This window comes from Scytonema sp. UIC 10036 (assembly GCF_009725235.1).
This window is the reverse complement of record NZ_WJFC01000158.1, coordinates 19,055-32,028: the sequence shown is the minus strand read 5'-3', so window position 1 is coordinate 32,028 and position 12,974 is coordinate 19,055. Positions and strand designations below refer to the sequence as shown.

Below are 12,974 nucleotides of genomic sequence, written 5' to 3'. Positions count from 1 at the left end.
GGACAAGGGGGACAAGGGGGACAAGGTAGAATCTTCTCCCTTGTCTCCCCCCTCTCCCTTGTCTTTTCCCTCTCCTCTTTCTTCCTTTGCTAGAGAAACTGTCAAATCGATCCAAACAATTGAGCCATCCTTATGGATGTAGCGTTTTTCCAATGAATAATGCTCAATTTCACCTGCTAGCAGTTGCTTGATGCAGTTTAAATCATTTTCCAAGTCGTCTGGATGGGTAATGTCCTGAAACCTTTGTTCTAAAAGTTCTTGATGGGAGTAACCAACCATTTCACATAATTTTTGGTTAACTCGCAACCATCGACCATCCATTGCTACATGAGCAATACCAACGGCTGCTTGTTCAAAAGTTGCACGAAACCGTTCGTCCGTCTCGCGTAATGCTTGCTCTGCTTGCTTTTGTTGTGTAATATTATCAAATACAATTCCAATACACCGATTTGGTAAGGGAAACACTTTAATGCTAAAAAATTTGCCTCCTATGCTTTCGTCGCTACAGTAAGCTTCATATTGGTCTATGTGGCGATCGCACACCGCAACTTCCGCATACAATTCCAAAGTCCCTCTGTTTTCTTTGTACGCACTAGGAAAACATTCCGCGATCCGTTTGGCGACAAAGTCTTGAAGAGGCATTCCTGTAAGGCGGCTGGCTGCAGGGTTGCTAGTGACTAATCGGAATGAAGTCACATCGTTGGGATCTTCTAGATGCCATACAATCAAGCCGAATTGCATATTTTTAACAATCTCGACGTAAAGCTCTAGTTGTATATTTTCTGCCTCTAAACGTGGGTTCATTCTGCAATTTTCTAATTTGGTTGTACCAGATTTAGAATGCTTCAGCATATCTTAAGTTGTTGAAATTCAATAAGAGTGCTACAATCTCTTTTTCTATAGTCATTATCATACTTAATCCAGAAATTACTTTTCTTAATATAAAATATTAACATTTTTGCAATTAATAATAAAAATTTAATCTTGTGACTGGAGATTATTAATAGGATTTAGTACGTGAGTTTAGATGAGAGATAAAGTAAGAATGAAACGTCTCCGATTTACATACCTTGCACGAACCTCAAAACCCGACATGGTAAGAAATAGAAGTTGTATAAGTATTCCACAACATTTTGTAAAGGAGCCATATATCTCAAGCTAGATATCGATCTGTATCCAATGACAAATAGATAAGAAATACCTTATTTCTATCGGTGGATGCAAGATGGAGTAAATATCATCTATCCTGGGTGTTGAAAAATAATAAAAACGTTTGCGTTTTAGTCGGCTATTGACAGATGCAACCAGGAGCGAGCGAGTGTAGCGATGAGCGAAATTAGTATTGTTCTCATTGAGGATCATGACCTAACACGGATGGGGCTGAAAGCTGCATTACAATCTAACAGCACACTTCGAGTTATTGGCGAAGCACCAAATGCTAGTAAAGGATTAAAACTTTTAGAAACTGCTAAGCCAGATGTTGCTGTTGTGGATATTGGTTTACCCGATATAGATGGAATTGAGCTGACCCGAAGATTTAGACAGTGGCAAGCAGAAACAGGCGACACGTCAACAAAAATTCTGGTGCTGACGATGGAGCACACTGAAGATGCAGTGCTTGCCGCTTTCGCCGCAGGGGCTGACTCATACTATATGAAAGATACTAGCATCGATAAGCTAACAGAGGCAATCCAAGCAACTCACACGGGTAACTCCTGGATAGATCCGGCGATCGCTAATGTTGTACTGCGTCAAATGCGGCAAGGGTTACCTGAAGATCAGCCTACCGATAAGCCGAAAACCGTCAAAATAGAAGCACTATCTTCAGAGTACGAGCAAGTCCTAGAAACCTACCCACTGACACAAAGGGAACTAGAGATTCTAGAGTTGATTGTAGCTGGATGCAGCAACGGACAAATTGCTGAGAAGCTGTATATCACAGTTGGTACAGTCAAAACCCACGTCCGCAACATTCTGAACAAACTCTGCGCTGATGACCGTACTCAGGCTGCTGTTCGTGCTCTCCGTTCTGGGTTAGTTGCATAAAACTGATGAGGAGCAATGAACTTTTTTACGAGTTCTGCCAGATTTTTCAGTTAAATTTAACTATTACTTGGGATGGGGAACAGTCTGCCCTAAAATTTACAAAATAATAGACAATTGAGAGTATAAAGTCTCTGTAAGGTGGGGTGGGCAAAATTTGTCCACCCTATAACAATTTTATAGATTAACCACTAATTATGTACGGGCGCAAGGCGTTGCGCCCCTACCAACAAATAACAACTAACCACTGACAACAATATTTATAACTCTTGCGACAGAATACTCACTGAACTTGTGATAGAAGAGGGACTCAATTTATTTTGATAAATTAGTTTCTAAATCATTAAGAAATGAGGAATTTAAGCTATGAATATCATTGCTTGGATTGTACTAGGTCTAATTGCTGGAGCAATTGCCAAAGCTATTTATCCCGGTCATCAAGGTGGTGGAATTATTGCCACAATGATTCTCGGTATTGTTGGTGCTTTCATCGGAGGTGCTTTAGTTACTTTCTTGGAAACGGGAACGCTACAATTTGCTGCTGCTAGCTTGAGTATTCCCGGTTTACTTGTAGCAATTCTTGGAGCAATGATTGCGATCTTCTTGTGGGGCTTAGTAACTCGTAGTGCTGCTTAACAGTGACCAGTAACCAGTGACCAGTGACCAATTAAGAACCATATACGTAACTGGTCATTTAAACAGTGGAGTTATCACAAAAACTTAATAATTTTCATAATATGAGCGAAAAATGTAAAAGGTTCGGTTAATTAATTTATCAGATTAACCGAATCATTTTTTTATTTCACTTAAAATAAAAAAATGATATTTAATAATAGTATTTACATATATAGCAATCGTATTTGATTTGTAAACTCGTAGGTAGGGCTATACCGCACAAAAAGCTTGTGTGGTGGGCATTACTACTTAAAATCATTTATAATTTTTATACCCAGATAAAAAATGAGTGAAAACTGCATTATGGAGATAGCCAAAAATCGTAAGAAAAAAATTTGGAAGAGTGAGATAAATGACATCATTAGGGGTAGTTGTGGAGGATTTTTATTTGGTATCCCTTTACTTTATACAATGGAAGTGTGGTGGATTGGTTCAAGAGCAAAACCACCAATGGTGTTGTTGGCTGTAGCGCTTATGTTCGTTGTAGTTTTCTTACTGAATCGTACAGAAGGCTTTAAGAAACACAGGCGAAACTGCCCACCTTATCAATCAATAACAGACACAGTAGAAGCTATGGCGATAGGGGTATCCTGCTCTGCTTTTGTATTGATATTATTACAAGAAATTACACCGACTACACCTCTGAAAGAAGCTTTAGGGAAAACTGTTTTTGAAAGTGTCCCGTTTACTTTAGGAGTCGCTTTAGCTAACCATTTTTTAGGAGATAGTCGTAACCCCGATGCACAAGCACAAACAAACAGCAAAAACAATCAAAATTCTCAAGAGTTAAGCGCGACTCTTGCTGATATTGGTGCAACCTTAATTGGTGCAACTGTAATTGCTTTTAACATCGCACCTACAGACGAAGTCCCAATGTTAGCAGCAGCAGTTTCTCCTCCTTGGGTATTGATTATTCTTGCTTCATCTTTGGTAATTTCCTACGGTATTGTGTTTGAAGCAGGATTTTCAAATCAGCAAAAGCGCAGACAGCAAAAAGGAATTTTTCAAAGACCTTTAAGTGAAACTGTAATGTCTTACCTAGTTTCACTGCTAGCAGCTACATTTATGTTGTGGTTCTTTCAGCAATTAACTTTTAACGATCCTTGGACAATCTGGTTGGAACACACAGTGCTGCTAGGCTTACCAGCAACTATCGGAGGCGCAGCAGGAAGGTTAGCAGTATGAGCCAACAAATAAACGAACTTACAGATTCTTACAGAGAACAACAGCAACCAAAGCGCAGTCTAGCAGAGTGGGTTACTTTTGGAGCCGCATCATTTATCCTAGCAGTAGTTGTTAGTTTAGTATGCTACACTTGGCTGAACGATAAGCAAGAACCTCCTGTCCTTTCCGTGAGCAACAAACAAGCTATTCGACAAGTTAACGGGCATTTTTATGTTCCCTTTGAGGTTGTTAATACAGGGGGAGAAACGGCAGAGTCAATTCAGGTTGTTGCTGAGTTACGGATGAATGGTGAAGTGACGGAAACAGGCGATATTCAGATCGATTTTTTATCTACTAATGAAACGGAGAAAGGAGCTTTTATCTTTAGCCGCGATCCTCGACAAGGTGAGTTAATTATAAGAGTTGCTAGTTATAAATTGCCGTAGGTTGGGTTGAGGAACGAAACCCAACGAGTTATAAATTGCCCTAGGTTGGGTTTCGCTCCTCAACCTAACATACATACTAAACAGTGGTTTTTACTTTAGAAAGAACACCGTTTTCGTCTTCATCATATCGCTGATGAACTGTTTCCCAAGCAGCTTGTTCAGCCTTAGATTCATCGTTGGTTTCTTTTAGGACGTTATTGTAGCGCTCAATGAATGTGTTTTGAGCTTCAACAGAAAGATGAGAGCGAATCTCTGGAGATAAATCCTCTGGGCTGTTACAACCACTAGTACATGCACGAGGTAAAGCTTGCTCGATTGTATGAACTTCTTCGCCACCTGCACTTTGCAGTAGAAGTTGAAACTCTCCAGAACGTTCTGCAGGAACTTCTGTCATAACTAGGAATTCACCTGCTTGCAAGCGAGTTTGATAAATCGCTGCTTTGTCTTCTGGCATTCCCAATGCAGTTAAGACAGATACTAAACCTGCTCCAGCGCTACCTGCGATCGCACCACTAGCAGCCCCTAGTAGTATTGCACCAATAGGACCTGCGGCAACAATGGGACCGACAAAAGGAATAAACAGTACACCAACACCAGTCAGCAAGCTGAGGAAGGAACCGAACAAAGAGCCAAAGATTGCTCCTGTTCTCAATCCTCCTAAAATGACATCTCTTTTACTAATGAAACCAGCAATTCGGGTTTCTGATTGAAAGTTTCGACCCATAACCGAGATGTGGTCTCTTGATACACCTCGATCTAATAAACGTCGAATGACATCATTAACTTGGTTCTGCTCTTTAAAAACAGCTGAGATAGTACGTTCTGCTTTGTATGCTTCTGCCACCTGGATACTCCTTTTATTAATGGGGGCTGGGGACTAGGAATTGGGGACTAGGGACTGGCGACATCCCCAGTCCATAATGCCTTAAACGCCTACAGGGGTTTTTGTTTGTTCTAGTCTATTTGAACCGTCAGCTTGAATAGACTGTCCTTCAATGAAAGAACGCAGCATCCAAGCCATTTCTTCGTGTCCTTCCATCAATCCAGTTAAGAAATCCGCAGTTCCTTCATCGTGGAAATCATCACTACTGCGATCTATATGTTCCCGTAAGTTGCGAATAATTTGCTCGTGATCGTCTACCAATCGAGCCACCATCTCAGTCGCTGTGGGTACATTACCACCTTCCTCTTTAAGAGTGGCAATATCTAGAAATCCTTGCAAAGTGCCTACTGGGTATCCGCCCAAAGTCCGAACTCGCTCAGCTAAAGCATCAATGGTTTCTGTGAGCGTTTGATACTGTTCTTCCCAAAGTTCGTGAAGAGTACGGAATTGAGGTCCCACAACATCCCAATGGAACTTTTTAGTTTTAACTAAAAGTACGTAGGCATCTGCCAAATCTTTATTTAGCAACTCAATCACGCCTTGACGTTGTTCTTCTGATAAACCAATATTTAATTTACGCATTGTTTGGTATCCCTCAGCTATCTTCTTTAATTAAGTTCACAAATTCTATCCCGTATCATCATCAACCTAAGGAAAGATCGTGAGAAATAGAAATAGGCATCTTGCAATCAGCTGTCAAGATGCCTATCCTATTGGTAAGATTGGTATAGTCTTTAACCAACGGCTCAAAACCTAACGTTTTGAGCAGCTATTTACTTTTGAAATGCATTTCAAAAAAAGATATCCCGATTCAGTAAAAAGTATGAAATGTTACTTAGTCATTACCAGTTACTTTGTTTAACAAATTCTTCACTTCATCTTCTACTGTTGTTGCATTGCGTGAATTTTCAGGACGCTTCATCTTCTCAATATCGGCGGTTCCCTGAATTTCATTTAGCCCACCGCCCTTTGTTGCCTCAATTTGATCTTCAGCACTGAGAGGTGGTTTTGCAGAGGCTTCATCAGTTCTTTTCTGTGTCTCTAGTAACTGTGTTGTAGCTTCTTTAGGATTGCTGGTGTTGGTACCAACTGTTGCAGAAGCAGCGACAGTATTAGAGAAAAACAACAAGGCACAAGTAATTGCAACAATGACAAAACGTACTGGACGCAGCATAGATAAGCCAAAACCTACTTTCTTCATTTAAATTCCTCCTAATGATTAGGTTATCCAAAAATCACGCACACATGGCTTTAACCACAAACAGACAAACCCCATAATAAGCGCTTACCTGTTATGAGTTTTGAATACCACAACAACTAACGGCAATTGGTATCTTTTGAAAGAGTTTTCAACACAGTCATAACAAAGCAATCTTACCTTGAGACAAAAGCTCAAGCTTTTCATAAATACGCTTCTGCCATCACTAGCTCGATCGCGTTCTTCAAGGATACCTATCCACATGGGTTAGCTTATTCTTTTTCTAATATGAAAGCGCTGGATTATGTATCGACCTCAAGAATGAACTTTTACCTGTATTAAAATCAATCTACAGATAGACCCAATTTGTCCACTTTTAGTGGCTTTGCTAGAGATTGCTTGTAGTTACAAGTGCAAGCTAATGTTTTGCTATAAGCTCTATTTTATGCTAACAGCTTTAACTCACACAACATCATGACCTGCTTTTTTTTGCTCTCGCTTAGGTAACACGAACATGACGGCTGACTTTAGCTTTTGTGTCATCGCTTTTGCTTTAGACAGTAAATTCTCCCAAACGTCAGTCTTAAACCGCCCATACAGAATACCTGTACGCACTTTATTGATATTTTAGATACTGTCTATAAAATTAATCAGAGCATCAAAAATGGCTCCAAGAAGTGGTCTCAATACTTGTCGGGTTTTGCCTAAAAATCCGAAAACACGTAGGTTGGGGAGCCAGCCCGAATGGCACGTTCGAAGTGCGACGCGGAGACTAGGGGACGCGGAGACGCATCAAGTAGGTGCGATCACATTATTGATTTATTTATATTTTTTAAATATTATTTATCTTCTATCTAAATAAATAGGCTCAACATGAATGCTGGAGCAAAGCAGTTGCCTAGGGAAGTATGAAGACTAATTGTTAAAGCATCAAGGAAATCAATGTTGAGTTGGCGTTCTTTCTCAATATATTCTGCTGTTCGTTGGAAAACTAGAGTAGCAGCAAAAAATATGGCTGCTGATACGAGAAAAGCAGGGAAGGGCAAGCCTATTAAGGCACCAAAACTCAGTACCAGACTCAGTATAGATGGTTCCAGCCTTTGCCAGTAATCAATCTCGTGTTGATTGTCTTTTTCTTGCTTTGAGCTATATCCCGCGTCACTATTTTTGCCTAGGTGTGAGGAAGGAAGATGGAGGAATCGAACCCCTACAGTTGCCTGTACTCTAGTTTTCAAGACTAGTTGCCGTCCTGTCGGCAGCACCTTCCATGAGGGAATAAGGCGGAGAGGGCGAGATTTGAACTCGCGACGAGTATTAACTACCCGTTTCCTCTTAGCAGGAGGATGCTTTTAGCCACTCAGCCACCTCTCCGTAATGGGTTGGGAGGGATTTGAACCCCCGCGTGCATATAAGCTCTCGATTTACAGTCGAGTCCCTTTAACCAGCTTGGATACCAACCCAAACAAGAGCCTCAACGGGAATTGTAGACACGAAAATTTTATAAGTGTTTACAAAATTAACTACAAAAACAACTGTCGTTCTAGATAATGAATTTCTTGTATTCTCTGGAGATATTCAGGTGTTTTTGTCTTAGTCTCATTATTAGAATGTAAATTTAATTCCTCGCTTTCGAGAATAGATATTTTTTGATTCTCTTCCTCTTTTGGAGGGGGTTTAAGTTGTAGAAGTAAAAAGATGTATAACATAACTGTTTCCTGAGTTCTTTTTGTTTAGAAGTTTTTGTCTTTTGCTTGATTACTTAATACTACATAAATACTACATATTGTGTCAAGGGGTTTTAGGAAAATATTTGGAAATTCTTGGGAACAATTACTATATTTAGCGTTGTGCTTTATCTCTACGTCTAAAACACATATAAAGACGCTTCAAACAACTCGTTTTTACGTTATTTGTTGTAGTAACTGGAAATGCAGGTTGCGAGGTTCTGCTTCGCGTGGTAAATCGTTACGGGAGGCGGAGCCTCACCGAAGGCATTCCCAGCCTGAGGCTGGGAACGAGGTGAGGGCTACTTTGTAACAAGGTGTAGTATCAGCCGCTCGACGTACATAGTGGTGGGCTGTCTTCCCTACCTACGTTATTCACTCATCACAGAAGCCCTCTGTTGAGCTTGTTGCCATAATTTGTGAAGGAAAAATTCAGAGCGATCGCTCATTGCAGTCACAAAAACGCCATCAGCGTCCTGAGAACCATCAGAAAGCCAAGACCCTCGCAGACTGACTTCTATATAGTCGCTATCACAAGAACATAGAGCAATAATCTCGCTATCTTCGCGGACAACAGACGCCTTGAGTACCTCAACTCCTGGTAAATCAACAGGAAGCAAGAAGGAAGCAGTGCTGGGTTCAACGCACAAACATTGACCAACTCGCAGTGCGAGAATAACTCGCTGTGCCACCCATTCTTCTAGCGATTGAGCCAGATACTCCATGTAAAAGCTCGATTCGGTGTATGTTAATTTCAGCATTCCTTATGCTCTCCTGTTACTCCAGGTTTGCTTGCATATCTATCCAAAACTGTTCTGCGAAAGAAATAGTTGGATGAATAGGCGCTTTGGGTTTAGTACGAAGTTGCATACCAACTTCTTGGGGGGTGCGGTCTCCTTTTCGAGAGTTACACCGTTCACAAGCAACAACTACGTTATCCCAAGTATGTTGACCGCCTCTAGAACGGGGAAGTACGTGATCTAGCGTGAGATGTTTATTGCTACCGCAATACTGACAACTGTGACGATCTCGTCGCAAAACCTCTCGACGATTTACCGGAGGAACCTTCCACATCCGCTCAATACTGGCACTTTTTAAGCGAATATGTTTTGGTACGTAAAGTACCAAGCTTGGAGAATGTACGTGCCATCCCTTTTCTTTGGAAAGTGATAGTGGCTCCGCCTTATCTGTTACTAGCAGCACAATCGCCCGCTTGATATTTACCCGACACAGTGGTAAGTAATTTTGGGAAAACACCACCACGGATTGCTCTAGAACTTGTATTGCGCTCGTCACGGCTTGACTCCTCATGAAGAAACCCCCGCTTCTTATCTTGTGGAAGCGGGGGTTGGAAATTTGACCATTTTCTTGTCGTTCTGGTCTTATATCGGTACAGTTTCTTGGTATCTGTACCTCCCGCTTTCTTTGTCTAGTTTTGGTGCTGCATACAGTACACCAATGCTGGCATATCTTGAATCACAATCGCCCTCTACGTGTTGCAATTTATTTCGGTTACCATTATTCCCCATAAATAAATACTCCACTCCCACGGCGGCTGATTCCCAACTAAATCGGCAGTTGGCAGCATGCAAGGAAGTAGAGATGGAGATGGGGTAAATGGATATCACAGAAAATTTCACCTATTGAACATTCCTTTAAACATACTACACTTGTATTACTATCCTGTCCATACTTTAAGGAGAAAAAATCATGCATACAATTGCTCGCACCCCAACTACCGATATGGAAGTTACCAGCATCCGTTTGGAACGGGAACTGAAGGATAAGCTAAAAGACTTAGCTGGCAATCAGGGATATCAAGCTTTGATCCGAGATATCCTTTGGAATTACGTCCAGCAGAAGTCGGGTGAGTGGAAGCCGAGGTTTTCGCGCTCTGATATTCGAGCCAGCATCTCCGCCACAGCACAACAAGAAGAACGCTGCGTGCTTACGGGTCAATTGATACAACCAAAACAACCAATGTTATTAGGACTAACAAGAAATGGCGAAATGGTTCCTCTCAGTGTCGAAAGTTTGGTAGCCGATTAATTTGTTGCGTTAAATGCAGCTCGGTTGCACTCCCCATCGGCAACTGGGCTGCATTTTGCTCTTTAAATATATTAAATATTTTAATTATATTTTTTTAGACTATAATTAAATTAAATATTTAAGAAAAATTGTTGTTGGGAAAAGAGTCAAGTTTTTATGTAGTTGTTGTTGTCACAGGCTGATTTTAATAAAAATTAACATTTTCTAACATTTTTCTCTTTCTAAAAATAAAGAAGCTATGAAGTATAAGTCGTGAAATAAAAAGACTTGAAAAAATATTTTTTACCCGTGTAAAACAGTAACGTTCGGTTTGACAAAACCAGACAGAGAAATGTTTTCTTTGGAAAATTCTGGAAGCGAGCTACTGTCAGGAGTCTGGAGAATATGAATAAAATGTTACGTTTTTAAGATTTTTAACCTCAGTGTTAGCGCGGAAATACTTTAAGAAGCATTTGCTCCAAATCTAGAGAAATTACGGTTTATATATAGTTACAAGCGAGATATCCTAAGTCCAAGTTAGTCAATTAACGAGGTACACCAAAGCCAACAATTATTCTGCTGAAGCATCTTAATATATTTTTCATATTTTTGACTTTTTTAGAAATTTGTTTAACATCCCGGAAACTTGGTCATCTGAAATAGAAAGGGGCTATAACAGGTGAGAGAAAGATTTGAGGTTCATTGGGGTGCAACAGCAGAGCGATCGAGTTTTGATGTGCTAGTAGATTTTGTAAAAAGAAAATGGGGTCAATGTCCAAGAGTGTGCTAGGAATGAACAAACCATTATCATCGCCGCTAAAGCGCCCAAATGATGATATAGAAAAGCAACAACAACATTCGGTCAAGCTGATGCAGCATCAGGAAGAACCTGCCCACGAGTTGGCACAAGAACTTAACCAAATCATTGCCAGTAATCTAACTCCGACAATAATGCTGCAAGAAATTGCCAAAGTTCTGGGAGTTGCCTTTGATGTAGATTGCTGTTGTCTGGTAACAGTACCAACTGAGGTATCGAATGAAATAATGAGTGCAAATTGGTACGCCAAAGAGTACTCAGGCTCACTTCCCTCTGGAGAAGTATTTGCAGCGATGGAACAGTTGGACTTACCAGTGATGGAATGTGCTTCTGAACCAATAACGATAGAAGACATTTCGACAATTCAAAAAAGTCTTGTCCTTGGATGCCAATACTTACCGCTTGCAAAAGCAGTTTTATCAATCCCTACCCGATTTGGTGGCAAGAATAATGGTGTGATTAGCTTGATAAAATCACAGTCCTATAGCTGGACTGAATCAGAAAAACGATTGCTAAAATCTGTCGAATCTGCTTGTGCGATCGCATTTGCTCACGTGGTAAAGGTACAGCAGATAGCCAGTCAACAAAAATACTTACAAACTTGTGCTCAGCACCAAACCTTAATTAAGCAATTAACGATACTCAGTCGTAGCAACTGGGAATTAAATCAAATGCTCCAGTTAGCACTTGCATCTACCGCCGAAACATTAGGGGCAGATAGGGGTCTGCTAATCCTGCTGAAATACACAGATCCACTGTCTCTTAGAAATAATCCAAAAAAACAAATTCCCAAGGCAAAAGCAAACGTCGTGGGTGAGTGGTGTCGGGAAAAAGAACGTTCGCTGACAAATAAATCAGATACCTCTGAAAATTCTTTTTATCTTTCCGACTGTGGTTTGTGCCAGCGTGCTTTTGTAAGTTCTGGAAAACCTGTAATCGTTAATGATAGTACAGATATAAGAGACAATTCAACAGTTGCTCCAATATTTGCCGTAGAAGCACTGCCCGCAATGCTGTTAATGCCATTAGAAATTCACGGCAAAATTTTGGGATTTATGGTATTGCAACAAGCAACTGCTCGAAGCTGGCAGTCATCAGAACTCAACATCTTAGAGATGGTTTGCGCTCAATTAAGCAATGCCATCATCCAAAACCAGACTTTGCGGCAAGTCCAAACATTGGTAGATGAGCGCACAGCAAAACTACAAAGCAGCTTAGAGCTACAAGCAAAACTGCATGAAAGAACTCGGCAATACGTTGAGCAACTGCGAGAACTGAACGAACTCAAAGATGAATTTTTAAGCAATTTGAGCGATCGCCTGCGCTACCCATTGACGAATATGCGTATGGCACTGCGTATGCTGCGCCAACCAGGAATTGGTGCAGATCGTCAGGTGAGATATCTAGATATTCTAGAAGAAGAGTGTAATAAGGAAATTAACTTAATTAATGACTTGCTGACACTCCAAAGACTGGAGAACGATCCAGAACGCCCGCAACTAGAAACCATTGATTTGAATACAAAAATTCAGGATATAGCTGCATCCTTCGAGAAGAAACTAGCAGACAAAGGGATTAATATATCCCTAAACTTGCCAGAAGAGCCGCTCTCGATACAGACAGAAGTAGAGAGTTTTGACAGGATTTTCCAAGAGTTATTAGCAAATACGTATAAATACTCAGAACACGAAACGGTTGTCAATCTGCAAGCGAGCCACGAAGTTAATCAACAGCTCGATCGCGTTATTATTAAGGTAACTAACGTTGGACGTGGCATTTCTGAAGAAGAAGCCGCCTACATCTTCGATAAGTTCCGTCGGGGTAAGGGAAGATGGACTCCCGGTACTGGCTTGGGTCTTGCGTTGGTCAAATCTTTGGTACAGCACTTAGGTGGCGAGATTGCCGTTGAAAGCAAGCCACTGGAGGAGTCTAGCTTGAGTGAAATTTGCTTTACTTTGACTTTGCCCCAATTTTCTAACGATAGCGAATCATAATT

At 40.8% G+C, this 12,974-nt stretch carries 16 protein-coding genes and 3 tRNA genes; 7 read left to right on the top strand and 12 right to left on the bottom strand.

Going from position 1 to position 12,974, the window contains the following annotated elements; translation table 11 throughout:
• Positions 1–804 (bottom strand): PAS domain S-box protein (locus F7734_RS44690; protein WP_155750797.1); only part of this gene is annotated, 804 nt, incomplete at its 3' end.
• 522 nt (positions 805–1,326) lie between these two features.
• On the opposite strand from F7734_RS44690, the gene F7734_RS44685 reads away from it, so the two are divergent.
• From F7734_RS44685 to F7734_RS44670, 4 genes are all read left to right on the top strand, one after another.
• Positions 1,327–2,046, top strand: a complete 720-nt coding sequence (locus tag F7734_RS44685; protein WP_038085408.1) for a response regulator transcription factor — start codon at positions 1,327–1,329, stop codon at positions 2,044–2,046.
• A 363-nt stretch (positions 2,047–2,409) separates the two neighbouring features.
• Entirely contained in the window at positions 2,410–2,679 is a 270-nt protein-coding gene (locus F7734_RS44680) for a GlsB/YeaQ/YmgE family stress response membrane protein (RefSeq protein ID WP_155750796.1), read from the top strand.
• 324 nt (positions 2,680–3,003) lie between these two features.
• Complete coding sequence (locus tag F7734_RS44675; protein WP_243147413.1) at positions 3,004–3,903, top strand: TIGR02587 family membrane protein; 900 nt, start codon at positions 3,004–3,006, stop codon at positions 3,901–3,903.
• Complete coding sequence (locus F7734_RS44670) at positions 3,900–4,328, top strand: TIGR02588 family protein (protein ID WP_155750795.1); 429 nt, start codon at positions 3,900–3,902, stop codon at positions 4,326–4,328. The genes F7734_RS44675 and F7734_RS44670 overlap by 4 nt, the downstream gene beginning before the upstream one ends.
• 76 nt (positions 4,329–4,404) lie before the next feature.
• On the opposite strand, the gene F7734_RS44665 is transcribed toward F7734_RS44670, so the two are convergent.
• From F7734_RS44665 to F7734_RS44650, 4 genes are all read right to left on the bottom strand, one after another.
• On the bottom strand, positions 4,405–5,172 hold the full coding sequence (locus tag F7734_RS44665; protein ID WP_166482529.1) for a ChaB family protein: 768 nt from the start codon (positions 5,170–5,172) through the stop codon (positions 4,405–4,407).
• An 81-nt stretch (positions 5,173–5,253) separates the two neighbouring features.
• Complete coding sequence (locus F7734_RS44660) at positions 5,254–5,793, bottom strand: Dps family protein (protein ID WP_155750794.1); 540 nt, start codon at positions 5,791–5,793, stop codon at positions 5,254–5,256.
• A 253-nt stretch (positions 5,794–6,046) separates the two neighbouring features.
• On the bottom strand, positions 6,047–6,412 hold the full coding sequence (locus tag F7734_RS44655) for a hypothetical protein (RefSeq protein WP_155750793.1): 366 nt from the start codon (positions 6,410–6,412) through the stop codon (positions 6,047–6,049).
• Between the two features lie 459 nt (positions 6,413–6,871).
• The gene (locus tag F7734_RS44650) at positions 6,872–7,024 is read right to left on the bottom strand and encodes a hypothetical protein (protein ID WP_155750792.1); all 153 of its coding nucleotides are present in this window, start codon (positions 7,022–7,024) and stop codon (positions 6,872–6,874) included.
• A 327-nt stretch (positions 7,025–7,351) separates the two neighbouring features.
• On the opposite strand from F7734_RS44650, the gene F7734_RS44645 reads away from it, so the two are divergent.
• Complete coding sequence (locus F7734_RS44645) at positions 7,352–7,519, top strand: hypothetical protein (RefSeq protein ID WP_155750791.1); 168 nt, start codon at positions 7,352–7,354, stop codon at positions 7,517–7,519.
• 74 nt (positions 7,520–7,593) lie between these two features.
• Here the strand turns inward: F7734_RS44645 and F7734_RS44640 are convergent.
• The 7 genes from F7734_RS44640 to F7734_RS44610 all read right to left on the bottom strand — a co-directional run bounded on the left by F7734_RS44640 (position 7,594) and on the right by F7734_RS44610 (position 9,773).
• Positions 7,594–7,676, bottom strand: a tRNA-Ser gene (locus tag F7734_RS44640).
• A gap of 14 nt (positions 7,677–7,690) precedes the next feature.
• Positions 7,691–7,780, bottom strand: a tRNA-Ser gene (locus F7734_RS44635).
• Positions 7,781–7,784: 4 nt separating this feature from the next.
• Positions 7,785–7,869, bottom strand: a tRNA-Tyr gene (locus tag F7734_RS44630).
• 60 nt (positions 7,870–7,929) lie between these two features.
• Positions 7,930–8,115 (bottom strand): hypothetical protein, encoded by a 186-nt coding sequence (locus tag F7734_RS44625; RefSeq protein ID WP_155750790.1) that lies wholly within the window; start codon positions 8,113–8,115, stop codon positions 7,930–7,932.
• A gap of 389 nt (positions 8,116–8,504) precedes the next feature.
• On the bottom strand, positions 8,505–8,894 hold the full coding sequence (locus F7734_RS44620) for an alr0857 family protein (RefSeq protein WP_155750789.1): 390 nt from the start codon (positions 8,892–8,894) through the stop codon (positions 8,505–8,507).
• A 16-nt stretch (positions 8,895–8,910) separates the two neighbouring features.
• Positions 8,911–9,429, bottom strand: a complete 519-nt coding sequence (locus F7734_RS44615; protein WP_347566391.1) for an HNH endonuclease — start codon at positions 9,427–9,429, stop codon at positions 8,911–8,913.
• An 86-nt stretch (positions 9,430–9,515) separates the two neighbouring features.
• The gene (locus F7734_RS44610) at positions 9,516–9,773 is read right to left on the bottom strand and encodes a hypothetical protein (RefSeq protein WP_166482528.1); all 258 of its coding nucleotides are present in this window, start codon (positions 9,771–9,773) and stop codon (positions 9,516–9,518) included.
• Between the two features lie 70 nt (positions 9,774–9,843).
• On the opposite strand from F7734_RS44610, the gene F7734_RS44605 reads away from it, so the two are divergent.
• Both F7734_RS44605 and F7734_RS44600 read left to right on the top strand, forming a co-directional pair.
• Positions 9,844–10,182: a hypothetical protein gene (locus F7734_RS44605; protein WP_017746024.1), complete on the top strand. Its 339-nt coding sequence runs from the start codon at positions 9,844–9,846 to the stop codon at positions 10,180–10,182.
• Positions 10,183–10,953: 771 nt separating this feature from the next.
• Positions 10,954–12,972 (top strand): GAF domain-containing protein, encoded by a 2,019-nt coding sequence (locus tag F7734_RS44600; protein WP_155750787.1) that lies wholly within the window; start codon positions 10,954–10,956, stop codon positions 12,970–12,972.
• Positions 12,973–12,974: the final 2 nt, after the last annotated feature.